This window comes from Rhodospirillales bacterium (assembly GCA_020638175.1).
GTDB lineage: Bacteria > Pseudomonadota > Alphaproteobacteria > Micavibrionales > Micavibrionaceae > JACKJA01.
The window spans coordinates 1,057,489-1,073,869 of sequence record JACKJA010000002.1; the positions used below are offsets into that span (position 1 = coordinate 1,057,489).

A 16,381-nucleotide genomic window follows, 5' to 3' on the forward strand; every position below is an offset into this window, starting at 1 on the left:
CCCTTTTTGTTTAACTTTCTGGCATCCTGAGCGTAGCGAAGGATCTTATTACAAGGCACCAGTTTCTTCGTTTCACTCAGAATGACAGGAAAAGAATCTGTTAATCTTTATTAACAATATTTTACCAGAGTTAAGAAAGGTTAACAAGTTGGTAATCAGTTTTCAGTTATCGGTTATCGGAAAAGCCGAAAACTGTTACAGTGTAACTCTGGTAACGAAGCACAGATAACAGATCGTAAAAAATGGACCGTCTATCCGAACAAGCCGCCGCCACCATCGCCGCCATGCCCGACCATGAGGTCTACGGGCGGGTGACAAAGGTGCTTGGCTTGTTGGTTGAAATCGCCGGGTTTGGCGCGGACCTTTCGATTGGCTCGCACGTCCATCTGCGCCCGAACAAGGGCACCGATATTCCTTGTGAAGTTGTGGGGTTCAAGGACGGTCGGGCGCTGTTGATGCCCTTTGGCCTGCTGGAGGGGGTATCGCTGGGCTGTCCGGCGATCATTCAGCACGGCAATCCGGTGATTATGCCCGATGAAACATGGCTGGGCCGGGTCATTAACGGCATGGCGCAGCCCATCGACGGGAAAGGCCCGCTGCAGCAGGGGGGGCACCCGGTTCCGCTGCGTAACGCCCCGCCGGCCCCGCACAGCCGCCAGCGCATGGGCAAACAGCTCGACCTGGGGGTGCGGGCGGTTAACACGTTTCTTGCGACCTGTAAGGGCCAGCGGATGGGGATCTTCTCCGGTTCCGGCGTCGGGAAATCGGTCCTGCTGTCAATGATGGCCCGCTATACCGAAGCCGAGGTCGCCGTGATCGGTCTGGTCGGTGAACGGGGACGCGAAGTACAGGAATTCCTCGAAGACGATCTGGGGCCGGAAGGACTTAAAAAATCCGTTGTTATTGTCGCAACAGGTGATGAGCCCGCTTTGATGCGGCGGCAGGCCGCTTACGTGACGCTGGCCGTCGCCGAATATTTCAGGGACCAGGGCAAGCAGGTGCTATGCCTGATCGACTCGGTCACACGCTTTGCCATGGCGCAGCGGGAAATCGGACTGTCCTCGGGCGAACCGCCGACATCCAAAGGCTATCCGCCAACCACATTTGGCGAGCTTGCCCGCCTGCTGGAACGCGCCGGGCCGGGCGCGCCGGGTACAGGGGCGATTACCGGACTGTTTGCCGTGCTGGTGGAAGGCGATGACACCAACGAGCCTGTATCTGATGCCGTGCGCGGGATTGTTGACGGGCATATCGTCATGGAACGCGAGATTGCCGACCGGGGACGCTATCCGGCGATTGATGTGTTGAAATCCGTCTCCCGTTCTATGCCCAAAGCTTTGACCGACGAGCAAAACGCAATCCTGAGACGGGCAAAACAGGTCGTCACATCCTACGAGAATATGGAAGAGCTGATCCGGCTGGGTGCCTACCGCAAGGGCAGCGATCCGGCGGTGGACGAGGCCATACGTCTGTATCCGGCGATCGAGGAATTCCTGACCCAGAACAAAGATGATTGCACGACAATCGACGAGAGCTTTGCCCGGTTGGCGGGGATTGTAAATGGCTGATCTCGATCCCCTCATCCGCTTTCGCAAATACGGCGTCGAGGAAAAACAGCGCCTTCTGGCCCAGCTTTTCCGCGAAATGCAGGAACTGGAAGCGCAAAAATCCCAGATCGAAGAGCAAATGGACACGGAAACCGCTATGGCCGAAGAGCTGGGGCAGGCGGAAACATTGGCCTATCTGGGCCGTTATCTGGAGGGGGCGCGGCTGAAACTGCGCGGGATCGAAGCGGCCATCAATAAAATGGAAGCGCGGATTGCGCTGGCGCAGGAAGATATGCGTGCCGCCTTTGCGGAAATGAAAAAAATCGAAATCGTCGACCGCAACCGGCAGGAACGCGAGGATGCGGAGCTGAAGGCTAAGGAGACTCGGGAGCTGGATGATATCGCCATCGACCAGTATCGCCGGAATCTGGTGGAAGAATCGTCGAACTGACTCTGGCTTCCGCCATTAATTGTTGGCGTTCTTCCATTGTATCGCCGCGCCGTATAGAGTCTCTCAAGGCGCTGATATTCTGGTCAATAGCCTCATAGGTGTCGTTGACAAAGCGCCCGATTCGGATCTTGTTGGCGGCAATGTCTTCTAAAAGCACATCATGGCGGATAACCGTAATATTTAAGCCGCTTTCGGTTTTCTGACGGTCGGGTTTGTCGCTTTTGACGGTGCCCAGCGTCCCGGGATAGCCATGACCGATAATCTGGGAAAGCGGCATGTTGTTGGCAATGGTTACTTTTTTCTGCAAGCGCTCCGACAAAACATCAAACTTTGCCGGTTTAACGGGAGGAAATCCCAGAATAACGAACTGCCCGCCGCCATAATGGGCGATTTGCACATGCTCCGGGTCGATGCCCATCTCGGAGAGCGTTTTGTCTATAAGCTGTTCCCGGACATATCCCAGCAACTTATCGGCATTGTCTTGTCCGCCAAGGGCATTGAAACCGCCAAGATTATGGATGTTGAGGCCAAGCGCCGATATGGTGGCTTGCGGATCGCGTCCCTGTGCATGCCAGTGCTGCAGGGCAATTTTGGTGTTCACAACAGCCAGTGCAGGCAGGTCATGGCCCATCAGGGCATTGGTCGCATGATCGATTCCGGGATAAGGGGACAACCGGAACATCAGGAGATTTTTAAAATGAGGGGACATGTTTTCCAGCGCCGGACTTGTTTCACTTAATGTGTAAATAAATTCACGGAACAGGCTTTTCTGAAGCTGCGCACGCGAGGGATAATCATGAAAATCATGGTGTGACTGCAAAGTATGAAGCGGATGTTTGGCTGTGCGGTCTTCCGGCTTGATCTGGAAGGCCGTTTCCCACTTTTTAAACACGGCTTCTGCATTTTTCAGACTGTCCTGGGCGATTGCCGTCGCTCCAAACCGTCGCGACAGTCGATCTTTAGAAATGCCGGGGCGGCTCCTGTCGTAATTCGACAGGGACTCGAATTGCTTTTGGCCCAGCCATCTTTTGCGCAGACTTATCTGTTTATCGGCCTTTTTGCTTTCTTCGCCAAAGCTTTGCGCATCGGTAACATCCGGCAGGTAAACATAGTCCAGCGCCCCGCCATACCCCCGGCGGCGGCGGTTGTGTGGCTCTTTTCCGTGCGGATGTTCGTTTAACCCGGCTTCTTTGACAAAAGTGGTGATCTGTTTTTCTATTTTTTTGATCCGGCTTTCAATATCGTGGCGGTTCAGGCCGGAAACGGCCAGCATAGCCTCATCGCCGCCAGAACGGGCCTTTTCAACGATATGTGGTCCAAAATTATCGGCAATGATCGCCGTCAAAATCCGTGTGGCCCGGTCGGTGAGTGTTTTGGCTTGCTGTTCGGCATCCCGGCGGGAAATGCCCGCCAGCTTGGATTGCTTTAAAAGCTGTTTGTACAGGTTGTTGGTGCCGCCCATATTGGTAATGTCGAGTTTGACGAGTGCTGCCGGCTGTCCGAGAATCCGGGATTGCAACGCGGTCAGGCCCACCATGCGGGGCACGATCGGTTTTTGCCGCCACCCCGTCAGGTGTTCCGGGGGCTCCAGATCAGCCATAAAATTTCTCAGATGGTTCAAAACATCAGCCTGTTGTGCGCGCCGGGCCGGATTCCCATCATCAGCCAAAGCCAGCAACAGCCTGTTTTCGAGATGATCCGGCGATATAATGGCGCCTTTGCTGCGTATGGTTTGTTCAAGTTTTTCCTGAACATACGCGGGCGTCTGGCCGCGGGCCTCGGCCAGCGCATGCAGCCACGAACGTAGTGAACGCTCATAGGGAAAAGATTTTTCCCAAACGGGATTTTCTGTATCCGTCTCCGGCACGGTTTAAACCTTAATCTATATCACATGTTAAGATTATGAAAATAAAGTAAATAAAGACTTTATGCAAGCTTTATGGGGCCGGACTCGCTGTGAGCGAACTGCAGGAACTGGTCAGGACGGCTCTGGAACGACATTTCCCCGGACAATCCCGTCTGTTCGAGGGCATGGGTATAGGTGCCGCGCAGGGCTTGTTGCATAGAGGGGCTAAGGCCGCGTGCCGTGCGAACAATCATATCCAGCTTGCCGGGGCGGTGCAGGCCGTCGATCTGGACGGCGCCCATGCGGGTCATGGTCAGATCAAAAACAAAACGGGTGGTTTTGTTGTCTTGTTCGTTATCGTTCTTTTTTTGATCGTCCTGCCGGTAATAAATCATGATTTTTGAAACATCGTCCTGCTGCCCGAACAGGGGCAGGGCGGTGGCTTTCCACTCTGGCGTGGCCGGGTCGGATGACAGGCGGTTAATCGTGTTTGTTTCCCGCGTCAGCCGACTCAGGAGGTCGCTTTTTCCTGCCTTGCGCAGGGCGTCGACGGTTTTGTCGCCGAGCCAGCTTCCCAGATCGCCGGACCGCACCGCGGCAATAAAAAGAAGTGCCGCCACAGGCATGCGCACGGTGTTGGCGGCGTTGGGCAATATTTGTTGTAACGCCTGCGCGACTTGCGGAGCGATTTGTTGCAGGGTTTGGTTCAGCTCATCCAGAATCGGCCAGGTCGAGGCCGGGAACGGATCAAACACCGCGCTTCCTGTTGTCGATAGGGCGGTCGGTGCCATGGCAAGAACCGGGCTGCCGCTTTGCGGGGTGATCTGGATCTGGCTGCCAACGGGCAAATTTCCTGCACGGAATTGCAGGACAAAACTCTCCGTATCCCACAAACCGGGGGGCTGAAAAAAGGTAACGACAGGCAAACCCTGCGGCGTCAGGCCGGTAACCTGCGCAATTTGGGCGGTGGCCGGCTGGTTCCCGGTTATGAGCTGTGAAGGCGTTGACGGAGCCGTCACCGGGGGATGCGGGGACGCCGGTTGGATGCCGGGTTTGGACGGGACGGTTAACTGTAGAGGGGGCGGATCTATCCGGGAAACAAGCCCATCAAGTTTTTCGAAACCGGTTGCGATTGATGGCGGCAAGGTGGCTGGCTGGGCTTGCCCGGTTTGCAAAACAGGTGACGGGGCCGCGGTTTGTATGGGGGGTCCAGCCACAGCTTGAACAATAGTGGCGGATAGCGGCGGTGTGGTCGCCGTCGATGGCAGGGACACGGATGCCGGTATTTGAAAAACAGGGGGGCGTTGCAGGAAAACATCGTTGATCCGGGTCAAAGCTATCTGCACGGGGGGCGGCAAAGCCGACGATAATGGTTGTCCCGGTACCGGCAGGGCAACCGGCAGGCGGGGCAGGACATTTTGTGTCAGGAACGGCGTTTCGGTTGCCGGGAGCCTTATGAAATTCTGCAGCAGGTTGTCTGAAACCCTCTGGACGGCCTGCGTGGCAAGGGTTTGCGCCGTTTGAACCGGTAGGGTGCTTATCTGGGGCAAGAGCGTTTCCAGCGGTGCGGACGCAGGCTGTATGGCCTGATGCGGCGGCAGGGGCAGGAAGCGAACCGTCTGGCCGCTTTCCAGAGGCGGGCTGGTCACCGTAGTCTGGGGCGGGGGGGGCAGGGGCGCGGCCCGCTGTGATGTCACCGGCACCGACGTCCGGTCCGGCGGCGGCGTTGTTGGCTGCTGGGCTTGCGGAGATGACGGGGCAGGTGCAGACGGAACAGAGGAAGTCTGCGGGGCTGGAGCCTGTTGGGCTGGCGCGGGCGCCGGGCGAATGGTCACCTGTTGCGGCGGCCGCCCGGCGGGCAACTCGATCTCAACCTTTTGTCCCTCGGCGGGCAGCTGGTTTCCCTGTACTTTGACGGTTATTTCACCACGCTCAGTGCGAATGCGGACGTTGCCGTCGGGCGCGCGCTTGACGATTTCGCCCTCCATTTTCTCACGGGCTTTCTGCACCCGGATTTCACCGCGGATTTCAATGATTTTTACTTTCAGCTCAGCGCGGCTTTGCGGAAAGGCAAGCCTTTCCACGCGGGTTTCCGGCGGTAATTGTGTAGAACCAGAATCACTCATACGGCTATTCTAACCGCACAAACTACTTTTTGTAACAAGGGAAGTGAAAATCGGTCGCCCGGGATTAACCGGCCATGGCTTTGCGCGCCTCGGCCATGTCACGCAGGACGACCTTGGCGATTTTCTCGACATCCTCGGCGGCTTCGCTGCCCGGCGAGCGGATCAGGATCGGTGTTTGATGCCGGATGGAATCTTTAACCCGCGGGTCTTGCCGGACCATGCCGGCCATCGGCGGCGTCAGGCGCAGGAAATTCTCACAGGCTTTCAACAGCGTCTTGTAAGTCTTTTCCCCCTCGGAAATGCTGGGGGACATATTGATGACGACGCTGATATTTTTCGACATGCCTGCAGCGTTACCCAGCTTGATAAAGGCATACGCATCGGTCAGGGATGTCGGCTCGTCGGTGCAGACCAGAAGTGTGCGCGTGGCGCTGGCCGAAAACATCCGCACGGTCCGGTCGACCCCGGCACCCAGATCGGCAATCACAACATCATATTCATCCGCCAGTTCTAAAAGCTGGTCGCGGAGCATCGCCAGACGCTGGGTCGGCAGGGCGGAAAGGGATGCCTGTCCGGACCGCCCGGCGATAATATCAAATCCGCCTTCTTCATAGGGCTGTACAACTTTGTCCATGCCCAGCCGTCCACGGATCACATCGTTCAGGTCACGTTTGGGCATCAGGCCCAGCTGTACGTCGACATTGGCCAGCCCCAGATCACCATCGAACAGTAAGACCCGCTTGCCTTGCAGCGTCAGGGCATGGGCCAGCGTAATCGAAAACCACGTTTTGCCCACGCCGCCTTTGCCCGATGCAACGGCGATCAGGTTCTTGCCGCGGCGAATGGCCGGGCTGGCAGTTTTATCAGTTGGGTTGATGTCGGCGGTCACGGAGTCGATCATGGTGTTTGTTATCCAGCTCTCATCTTAGTGCGTTTTTGGTCATGGGGCGATGTTTTTTTGATGTCGGTTTGCTTTTTTGCTTCCGGCATCAGTAAATAGGCCAGTCGTTTCGGCGATAGCTGCAACACGCCGTCGGCGACTTTCGGGGTGTTGCTGGCATCGGTAAATATCATGTTGCCGTGATGGGCCGCGCCCAGCAAACCACCCAGTCGCCGGGCGATATCCAGCCGGGTCGGCAAAAGCCCCCGTACGCCCAGCGCCGCATATATGCGGGCCATTTCCCCGGATTCATCGGCGTCAATCCCCGCAGGCATCACCAGAACAGGCTCGATACTGGCCGCCGCCATCATCCGGGCCAGTTCGCGCATTTCCTCAGGGTTGAAGGGATTATAACCGCCCGTGTCGATATAGATTTGATCGGCGCCGCGCGCTTTTTCCAGCTCTTTCTTCAGATCAGCCGGCGTGTCGGCTTTTTGCAGATTAATCCGCAGGATATTGGTGAAAGCCTCCAGTTGCTCGATCCCCCCGGCGCGCAGGGTGTCGGTGGAAATAACAGCCACGCGCATGCCCTTTAAAACGCTGCGGGCGGCAAGCTTGGCCGTGGCCAGCGTTTTACCGGCGCCCGGCGGCCCGACCAGCATAAAGGCCTTGTTCACAGGCTTCTGGGGCAGGGGGCGATAGGAGTAAAGATGTTCCAGCGCCGCAATCAATGCCTGATCGGGCTTGTCCAGACCGATCACGGTGGCGCAGGAAATAACCTGGTCGACAATCTCATCCGGTACCGAATGCCGGAGCATGACATCGGTCAGTTTTTCGATGACGGCGCTTTCCTCGTCTTCGGTTTCATCATCATATTGCAGCCAGTCGTCTGCCCCGCCCGGTTCGGCGGCGGATGCCAGTTCAAAATTCGGGAAGTCCCGGTCGAACGCACCATGCTCGGCGGCGTAATCATCGGTTTCATAGCGATCTTGCGGTTCAATAGCCGCGGTAACGCGCACGGAACGACCGCCGTTCTCCTCGCGCGTGGCGACGATTACAGCATCTTCTCCGAGCGTTTCGCGAACCATATGCATCGCTTCCGTCATAGTTTTGGCGTAAAAAGATTTGAGCCGCATGGCAAGACCGTTAGAATCATATTCTTAACGATTATACATTTTCTAGAATCACGGGGAAAGGGGGAAGACGGTAAAATCCCCTTTCATGAAGCAAAAAAGATAGAGAAGAAAGCTAGGGAGCTGCCTTGGGCTGAGTTGTTCCTTTTTTCTCAACAACATTTAGTTTCCAACTGCTGATGCTTTGTTTGATGAGAACGCTACCAACACGCAAATCGCTATTCAGAAGGTTTTGCCCGACAGCAACGGCATCATGAACGGTGCATGGAACGTCCCAGTCAAATTCCACAGCATTAAGAGCATCTTTGGCGTAAGCCAAAGGATCAAAGCTGTAGCGGCTCTGTCTTAGCTCAAGGCGAAGACGACAGGATGATGGATCCTCTGGCTTTTCGATTGAGGGAACACTTTTGATTTCGATGTCCCACCCACTAAGAGAACCACTCGTAAGCAAGCTACCCGTCCTGAATTTCTTAACCAGATCATCCCCTTCTTTTAGCGTTTTCATTTTTTCGCAGGATGTCGGGAGTGCAAACGTGGTTTCATTGATAAAATCTTTGAGATGATTAAATGGGTCAATACTATAGCGGGACTGACCTAAGGTGACATCAACGTGACAGACATTACCCAAAGAAGGAGTATCATTAGAACATCCACCTAAGCTGAGAGCAGTAAAAAGCGGAACCAATGATAAAATTGAATGCTGTTTTGTTGTCATGCTGCGGCAAGCCTTCTTTGTTTAAATATGAAGAAGTGCTAGCGCAATGCCGGATATATGTCAATAAACTTAAACCTGCCCCAGAGTCTTGATTTTGGCCTTGGGATGGATTTCGTTTTGGCTCATCACCACCGTTTGCGGGCGGAAGCGTTCAATGACGCTGCGCACATAGGGGCGGATGCCGGGAGATGTCAATAAAACCGGGATATAGCCCTGCGCGCCCTGAGCCTCGTAAGATTCGCGGACCGCTGAAATAAAGCCTTGAAGCTGGCTCGGTGGCATGGCGAGCTGCTTTTCCTCGCCGTCACCCACCAGACTTTCGGCAAAGGCGCGCTCCCATTCCGAAGACAATGTGACCAGCGGCAGCATCCCGTCCGGTCCGGCATTGGTATCGCAAATCTGGCGGGCGAGGCGTGTGCGCACATGTTCTGTAATCAACATCGGGTGTTTGGTATAGGCGGCGGCTTCGGAGATGCCTTCCAGGATCGTCGGCATGTCGCGGACGGATATCCGCTCGGACACAAGGTTCTGCAGGATGCGCTGTAGCCCGCCGACATTGATCTGGCCCGGAATAACGTCGCTGACCAGCTTCTGGTAATCGGTCGGCATTTCATCAAGCAGTTTCTGCGTCTCGGCATAGGACAGCAGGTCGGCCATGTTGTCCTTGATGATCTCGGTTATGTGGGTGGTAACAACGGTCGGCGCATCGACGACGGTATAGCCTTTAAAATGGGCCTCTTCGCGGTATTGCTCGTCAATCCACATCGCGGGCAGGCCAAAGGTAGGCTCCACCGTGTTTTCACCGGGCAGGGTGATCGGCTCGCCGTTCGGATCCATGCACAGCAACATCCCCGGACGCACTTCCCCGCGCCCAACCTCAATCTCCTTGACCCGCACGGTGTAGGTGTTTGCGGGCAATTGCAAATTATCCTGGATACGCACCGCCGGAAGGATATAGCCCATATCTTCGGCGAGCTGGCGGCGCAGGCCCTTGATCTGGTCGGTCAGCTTGTTATCGCCTTCACCCTGTACCAGCGGCAACAGCCCATACCCCAATTCGAGACGAATCGTATCCATGGCCAGCGCCTTGGAAATAGGCTCTTCGGCAGGTTTGGCATTTGGTCCTTCGAGCTGTGCTTGCGCGGCTGTCTCCCTGTTCTGGTTTTTTCTTTTTGACGATGGGCCAGAAAAGCCAGCCCGCCCGTGACAGCCGCCAGAAACAGGAACGGCGGAATGGATTGCGAGCGGATCAATCCCAGGGCGGCCAGCATAAGGGCACTCATCCCCAGCGCTTTCGGATAGCGGCTGAATTGTCCCATCAGGGCTTTTTTCCGCCGAACCTTCGACACCGGCTTTGGACACAAGGAAACCGGCAGAGACAGAAACAATCAGCGCCGGGATCTGGCTGACCAGCCCGTCCCCAATAGTCAGGATCGAAAAGGTCCGGGCGGATTCGGCCAGGGTCATATCATGGGACACAGACCCGATAATGATCCCGCCGATCAGGTTGATAAACACGATCAGCAGGCCGGCAATGGCGTCCCCGCGCACGAATTTCGCCGCACCGTCCATGGCTCCGAAAAAGCTGCTTTCCTGTTCCAGCTTGGACCGGCGGGCTTTGGCTTCTTCTTCGGTAATCAGCCCGGCGGACATATCGGCATCGATTGCCATCTGCTTGCCCGGCATGGCATCCAGGGTAAAGCGGGCGGCGACTTCGGCGATCCTGCCGGATCCCTTGGTAATAACGACGAAGTTCACGATAACCAGGATGGCAAAGACGATCCCGCCGATAACATAGGAATCCTTGATGATGAAACTGCCGAAAGCTTCGATGACCGCCCCGGCGGCGTCCGACCCGCTATGGCCGTTCTCAAGGATCAGCCGGGTCGAAGCCACATTCAGCCCCAGCCGCAACGCCGTCGCGATCAGCAGGACCGTCGGAAACGTCGAAAATTCCAGCGGCGTCACGATAAACAGCACCAGCATCAGGATCAGCACGGAGAAAGTAATCGAAATCGCCAGCCCGCCATCCAGCAGCCATGTCGGCATCGGGATCAGCATAAACACCAGAATAGAAATAATGCCGAGCGCCAGAATAACGTCGCCGCGGAACAAATTCCCCAGCGCCGTTTGCGCACGTCCAAAAGTCATATTATTTGCAGGTGTGTCAGCCATGAACCGTGAATTTGAATTCTAGAAAGAAATAAGACGTATCATCCTTTATTTTACGCAGGCCTGTCACAACATGCAAACCCTATGATTCATAACGGAAGGTTGATCTTCTGCATAATTCAGGTAGGATTCCCGAACGAGTCAGATTTTCCCCCGGATTTTTAATGAAAAAAATACGCACCAACCTTTTACCGATCCTGCTTTTGTCCTTGCTGACGGCCTGCAATCCGCAGACTTTGCAAAATGCGCCGTTGTTCGGGGTTCTGAAAATCACGCCGACCGGCGGGAATATTGCAAGCTCGCTGGAGGAAGAATACCGCTCGCTGGCATTGCTAGAGGGCAACATCATGCAGGATATGGAGGATGCCGCCTATTTTAATCGTAAGGCGCAAAGGGCGGGGCGGGGCGAGGCTGTGGCTCCGGATCAGGTCGCCGATCGTGATATCCCGGCATATGAAGTGACGGAATTGCAACGCGCCCGCGCTGAACTGCTGGAGGCTTTGATTTTCTCCCGGCCCGGCCCGAACAATATTTTGCTGGCCCGCGCGCAGGTGCGCTTTGATTGCTGGCTGGCACAGCGCGAAGAAAACCGCGATCAGGCTTACGTGCCGGCTTGCCGGACCGGCTTTTATGAAGCGCTGGAAAGAATTGATCGCACATTGCAGGAAACCGGGGAGTCGAAGGAAATTGATGAAGATCGCTACGTCGTTTATTTTGACTACAACAGTGCTTCGCTGAATTCTCTGGCGCGGACGGTTATCAAGGATATGGCGGGCCGTCATGAGGATGACCCGAGCGCCGAAGTCGTGTTAAGCGGCTTTTCCGACGGCCCGGATAATGAATATAACCGCAAACTGGCCGATCGCCGGGTTATTGCGGTTAAAAATTCCCTGATCCTATATGGCATTCCGCCGGAACATATCATTGTGGCTGAAAACCGCTACAAGCCTCGCGATCAAAAAGATCCCAGCCAGCCGATTGATCCGAAGGATCGCCGGGTGGATGTGATGTTCCGGGTCGGAAGCTAACCCTCGCTGGTTGCGGGGATGGGTACGCCCTCATCCTTGTATTGATTGAGCTTGTTGCGCAGGGTTCTGATCGAAATACCCAGGATATTGGCAGCATGGGTCCGGTTGCCCAGACAATGCCCCAGCGTATTCAGGATCATATCGCGCTCGACATCGGCAATCGTTCGGCCGATCAAATTTTCGACAGCGCCGGGATTCTGGACGGCAGGATTCGCGCTTCCGGTTTCCGCCGTAATCGTTTGCGGCGCCGGAGCAGCGGCAGAGAACGATGACGATTCCGTCAGGTGAATAGCATCGGGTTCCAGCTCATCCTCCATCGACATCAGGATCGCGCGGTGCATGGTGTTTTCCAGCTCGCGGATATTCCCGCGCCATGCGGCGCTCTTGAGCTTTTCCTGTGTTGCTGTGGCCAGCTTCTTTTTCGGCAGGCCGTTGGCATCGGCAAATTTATCGGTAAAGAACTGCGCCAGCGGTACGATATCGGCAGGCCGTTCCCGCAGGGCTGGCAGGCGGATATTGACGACATTCAGGCGGAAATACAAATCCTCCCGGAACTGACCTTCCTGACGGTTTTCATCATATCCCGGTTCGATGTGGCGATAATCCGGACATCGATTTTGACCGGATCGTTAGAGCCAACACGGGTAATTTCACGCTTTGCAAGGCCCGCAGCAGCTTTGCCTGCAGCAGCGGATGCATTTCTGAAACCTCATCCAGCAGCAGCGTCCCGCCATTGGCTTCTTCGAATTTCCCGATGCGGCGGCCCGTCGCGCCGGTAAACGCGCCTTTTTCATGACCGAATAGTTCGGATTCCAAAAGATTCTCCGGGATCGCCGCGCAGTTTACGGCAATGAACGTCCCGTCCTTGCGTTTGGATTTACGGTGGATGTACTGGGACATGACTTCCTTACCGGTCCCGGATTCCCCGGTAATCATCACGGTGGCTTCGGACGGGGCGATCTTGTTCGCCATTTCGACCACCGGCTTCATCGCCGGGTCCCCGGCGATCATCGTATTGCTTTCTTCGGTCACGGCTTCGAGCACTGCGGCGATCAGCGCGGCATCCGGGGGCAGGGGCACATATTCCTTCGCGCCGTCCTGAATGGCTTTGACAGCGGCCCGCGTGTCGGCATCAACACCACAGGCAACGACAGGCATATGAATGCGCGCGGTTTCAAGATCGGTGATAAATTTGCCGATATTCTGCTTGATATCGACCATGGCGACATCGGCACCTTTACCGTTCATCAGCGCGCCGAGTGCCTGCTCGGTATCCTCGCAATGAATGATTTTCGCGCCGCGCTGTAAGGCGATTTTCCCGGCGGCACTGATATGCCCTCGAGTTGTCCGACGATCATAAGGCGCATTGTGTGAATCCTTGGTCTTTAGTCAAAATAGCGGATTTGTTCATCCGGCGGTAATTCGCTGTTGAGGACGATTTCCAGACGGCGGGGGTTTTCCTGCTGAGCGATAGAAATCAGGGCCGTAACGACCAGACGTTTAATCATTGTTTCGTCACTGGAGTTCCGTTCCAGCTTGCCCGCCAGCGGCCCCAGCAAAACTGTGCCGAGGATCGCGCCATAAAAAGTTGTCAGCAAAGCCACAGCCATCGCCGGTCCGATGGACGCCGGGTCGTCGAGCTGCGCCAGCATTTGCACCAGCCCGACCAGTGTCCCGATCAGCCCCATAGCGGGGGCAACTTCCGAAGCACGGCGCAGGATACTGGCCGAGCGGCGGTGGCGTTCAGCCAAAGAATCGATTTCCTGCCCCAGGATGCGGTCGATATCGTCACCGCTATAGCCGTCTGTGACCAGTTGAACCGACCGGGCCAGATACGGGTCTTTTCTTAATTCGCTTTCGATGCCGGACAGCGCCAGAATGCCTTTCTTTCGGGCCAGCATGGCGATATCCAGTAATTGTGTGGCCATAACGGAAGGTGATCGCGTATGACGCATCATTGTGCGACCCAAAATGGCGACCGCTTTTTTAATTTCGGCAGACGAATAGGAAATGCTGGTGGCGGCAATCGTGCCGCAAATCACGATCAAAAAAGACGGCCCGTTCAGGAAGTTGGCGTTGCTACGGCCCAGAGCGATAGCCCCTATGATGAGGCCAATAGCGGACAGGGCGCCAATAATCGTCGCCAGATCGGGGGATACCCGCGGCGACGCTATTTTAACGTCAACATCTCTTTGAAAAGCGGCGGCTTGCTCTTCTGTCTGGGCCTCGGCCATGGCTGCTTGTTATCCCTTTTTTCGTTTCTACGATAATGCTTTCTATGAACGGTCCGATTTAACAATTTCTGTCATCGTCACGCCCAGCTTGTCTTCGACGACCACGACTTCGCCGCGGGCGACCAGACGGTTGTTAACGTAAATATCAATCGCTTCCCCGACTTTACGGTCCAGCTCAACCACAGCGCCCCGTCCCAGTTTCAAGAGCTGGCTGACCTGCATGCTGGAACGCCCCAGAACAGCCGATATCTGAACGGGAATATCATAAATGGCCGTGACGTCGCTGGCCATCGCTTCACCATATTCGTAATCCTGTTCGTCGGAATCGTTTTGCCCGGTGGACTCGATTTCATCAAAGTTCATGCTCTGCGGATCGCCATCGTCAGATCCGGCTCCGGCGGCAGCCATCATCGCAGCGGCTTGCTCTTCTTCGCTTGGTATCTCATCATCACTCATTTTTCTTCTCCGTTCTCTGCTTCGTCATCAATCATCGTTTCTTGCGAAGCATCATTTTCAGATTCCTGTACGGATTCATCCCCTCCATTATCAAGCAGGCGGGGCTTGTCAGCAAGTATCTGTTCCAAATGTTGTTCGATTTGTCGGGATAAGCCGGTAATATCGCGCCAGGCACCCCCCTCTTGCCAGAACAGGCGGCAATCGCCTTCCCCCAGGGAATCATTGCCGTTGACCGTAAATGTCGTGCCCATCGGCATGTTCTCCCGGATACGCTCCAGTTGTTCGAGCAACGGCTGTGCATAGTCGGGGGTTGTTTCGATCCGGATTTCCGGTTGCTGTTCCTGTGTTCCCATGACCTTGACAATCATCGCCAGAATTTCATCCAGCCCGCAGGTTTTATTAAGGGCAGGAAAGCTCTTGGCAAAAATCACGCGGCACAGGTCGACGGCTTCGCTTTCAAAACGGGCGTTTCGTTTGTTTTCATCGTTCAGCAATGTGATGAAATGCCCGGAGATATTGTCCAGAAGGGCAGCGACGGCTTGCTCGCGGCTGGCGGCGGCCTCGGCCAGACCTTGCTGACGACCGTTTTCAAAGGATTTTTTCCGGGTGGCTTCGATTTCATCACGAAACGCTTGCTCACGGGCGGCTTCCCGTTCTTCCTCGGCAGGATCAACGGCGGGCGTTTCCTCGTCGAAATTATTAAGATCAAAGAAGAACTTCTCTGATCGATCCGGGTTGGTATGTCCTGCGCCCATATTCATGTCCGTACTAGTAAATCAGTTCATCATCGTCGCCGCCCGTGGCAATGACGATTTCGCCCCTGGCTTCCAGGTCTTTGGTGACATTGACAATATATTGCTGGGATTCCTCGACTTCCTTGAGGCGAACCGGGCCCATGGCGGCCATATCTTCTTTCATGATCTTTGCGGCACGTTCGGACATGTTGGAGAAGAACAGGTCGCGCAGCGTTTCCGTTGCGCCTTTCAGCGCAGTCGGCAGCTTGTCCTTGTCCACCGCGCGGATAACCGTCTGTACGGCGGTTGGGTCGAGCTTGAGCAGGTCTTCGAAGGTAAACATAAGACTGCGGATTTTCTCGGCGGATTCCGGTACCGATTTCTCCAGTTCTTCCATGAATTTCGCTTCGGCGGACCGTTCCAGGCTGTTGAAGATTTCCGCCATCATCTCGTGGGAATCACGGCGTTGGGTCCGGGCCAGGTTCGACATGAATTCGGTCCTTAATGTCCGCTCGACATCTTCCAGGACTTCTTTTTGCACGGCTTCCATCCGCAGCATCCGGTGAATGACTTCCAAGGCGAAATTCTCCGGGAGCAGGGCAAGAACGCGGGCGGCGTGATCGGTCTGGATTTTCGACATCACGACGGCAACGGTTTGCGGATATTCTTTTTGCAGGAAGTTCGCCAGAATCTCTTCGTTCACATTACCCAGTTTTTCCCACATCGTCCGGCCGGCAGGACCACGGATTTCCTCCATGATCTCGTTAACCTTGTCTTCGCCGAGCACTTTTTGCAGCAGGCGTTCTGTGGAATCCAGTGTGCCGACCAGCGCATTCGTCGAGCTCATCTGTTCGGCAAAATCGACGAACAGCCGTTCGACGACATTGGCGCTGACCTTCCCCAGATTGGCCATGGTCTGGGAAATCTCCATGATTTCCTCATCATCCATATGTTCGAAAATCTTGGCGGTGTGGTCGCCCCCCAAAGACAGCATAAAAATAGCCGCCTTTTCGGTGCCTGTAAGTGATCTGTAATCCTCGCGAACGCGCATGGTCTTTC

At 55.4% G+C, this 16,381-nt stretch carries 13 protein-coding genes and 1 pseudogene; 3 read left to right on the top strand and 11 right to left on the bottom strand.

Going from position 1 to position 16,381, the window contains the following annotated elements; genetic code table 11:
- The first annotated feature begins 242 nt into the window (after positions 1 to 242).
- Both fliI and H6868_05155 read left to right on the top strand, forming a co-directional pair.
- Positions 243 to 1,568, top strand: coding sequence for a flagellar protein export ATPase FliI (gene fliI / locus H6868_05150; GenBank protein ID MCB9988709.1), 1,326 nt, complete (start codon positions 243 to 245; stop codon positions 1,566 to 1,568).
- Positions 1,561 to 1,998 carry a hypothetical protein gene (locus H6868_05155; protein ID MCB9988710.1) on the top strand — a complete coding sequence of 146 codons (438 nt, stop codon included), beginning with the start codon at positions 1,561 to 1,563 and terminating at the stop codon, positions 1,996 to 1,998. The genes fliI and H6868_05155 overlap by 8 nt, the downstream gene beginning before the upstream one ends.
- On the opposite strand, the gene H6868_05160 is transcribed toward H6868_05155, so the two are convergent.
- From H6868_05160 to flhA, 6 genes are all read right to left on the bottom strand, one after another.
- A complete protein-coding gene (locus tag H6868_05160) occupies positions 1,922 to 3,865 on the bottom strand; it encodes a hypothetical protein (GenBank protein ID MCB9988711.1) in 1,944 nt (647 codons plus the stop codon). The genes H6868_05155 and H6868_05160 overlap by 77 nt on opposite strands.
- A 59-nt stretch (positions 3,866 to 3,924) precedes the next feature.
- Entirely contained in the window at positions 3,925 to 5,970 is a 2,046-nt protein-coding gene (locus tag H6868_05165; GenBank protein MCB9988712.1) for a hypothetical protein, read from the bottom strand.
- A gap of 64 nt (positions 5,971 to 6,034) precedes the next feature.
- Entirely contained in the window at positions 6,035 to 6,871 is an 837-nt protein-coding gene (locus tag H6868_05170; GenBank protein MCB9988713.1) for a MinD/ParA family protein, read from the bottom strand.
- An 8-nt stretch (positions 6,872 to 6,879) separates the two neighbouring features.
- On the bottom strand, positions 6,880 to 7,986 hold the full coding sequence (locus H6868_05175) for a GTPase (protein MCB9988714.1): 1,107 nt from the start codon (positions 7,984 to 7,986) through the stop codon (positions 6,880 to 6,882).
- 112 nt (positions 7,987 to 8,098) lie between these two features.
- Positions 8,099 to 8,698 carry a hypothetical protein gene (locus H6868_05180; protein MCB9988715.1) on the bottom strand — a complete coding sequence of 200 codons (600 nt, stop codon included), beginning with the start codon at positions 8,696 to 8,698 and terminating at the stop codon, positions 8,099 to 8,101.
- A gap of 69 nt (positions 8,699 to 8,767) precedes the next feature.
- Positions 8,768 to 10,873: a flagellar biosynthesis protein FlhA gene (gene flhA / locus H6868_05185; GenBank protein ID MCB9988716.1), complete on the bottom strand. Its 2,106-nt coding sequence runs from the start codon at positions 10,871 to 10,873 to the stop codon at positions 8,768 to 8,770.
- A gap of 161 nt (positions 10,874 to 11,034) precedes the next feature.
- On the opposite strand from flhA, the gene H6868_05190 reads away from it, so the two are divergent.
- Positions 11,035 to 11,898: an OmpA family protein gene (locus tag H6868_05190; protein ID MCB9988717.1), complete on the top strand. Its 864-nt coding sequence runs from the start codon at positions 11,035 to 11,037 to the stop codon at positions 11,896 to 11,898.
- Here H6868_05190 and H6868_05195 read toward each other — a convergent pair.
- From H6868_05195 to fliG, 5 genes and pseudogenes are all read right to left on the bottom strand, one after another.
- Positions 11,895 to 13,265, bottom strand: a pseudogene (locus H6868_05195) (sigma-54-dependent Fis family transcriptional regulator). The gene H6868_05190 and the pseudogene H6868_05195 overlap by 4 nt on opposite strands.
- An 18-nt stretch (positions 13,266 to 13,283) precedes the next feature.
- Positions 13,284 to 14,132 (bottom strand): MotA/TolQ/ExbB proton channel family protein, encoded by an 849-nt coding sequence (locus tag H6868_05200; GenBank protein MCB9988718.1) that lies wholly within the window; start codon positions 14,130 to 14,132, stop codon positions 13,284 to 13,286.
- Positions 14,133 to 14,174: 42 nt separating this feature from the next.
- Complete coding sequence (gene fliN, locus H6868_05205) at positions 14,175 to 14,495, bottom strand: flagellar motor switch protein FliN (protein MCB9988719.1); 321 nt, start codon at positions 14,493 to 14,495, stop codon at positions 14,175 to 14,177.
- A gap of 89 nt (positions 14,496 to 14,584) precedes the next feature.
- Positions 14,585 to 15,343, bottom strand: a complete 759-nt coding sequence (locus tag H6868_05210; GenBank protein ID MCB9988720.1) for a hypothetical protein — start codon at positions 15,341 to 15,343, stop codon at positions 14,585 to 14,587.
- Between the two features lie 13 nt (positions 15,344 to 15,356).
- A complete protein-coding gene (gene fliG, locus H6868_05215; GenBank protein MCB9988721.1) occupies positions 15,357 to 16,373 on the bottom strand; it encodes a flagellar motor switch protein FliG in 1,017 nt (338 codons plus the stop codon).
- Positions 16,374 to 16,381: the final 8 nt, after the last annotated feature.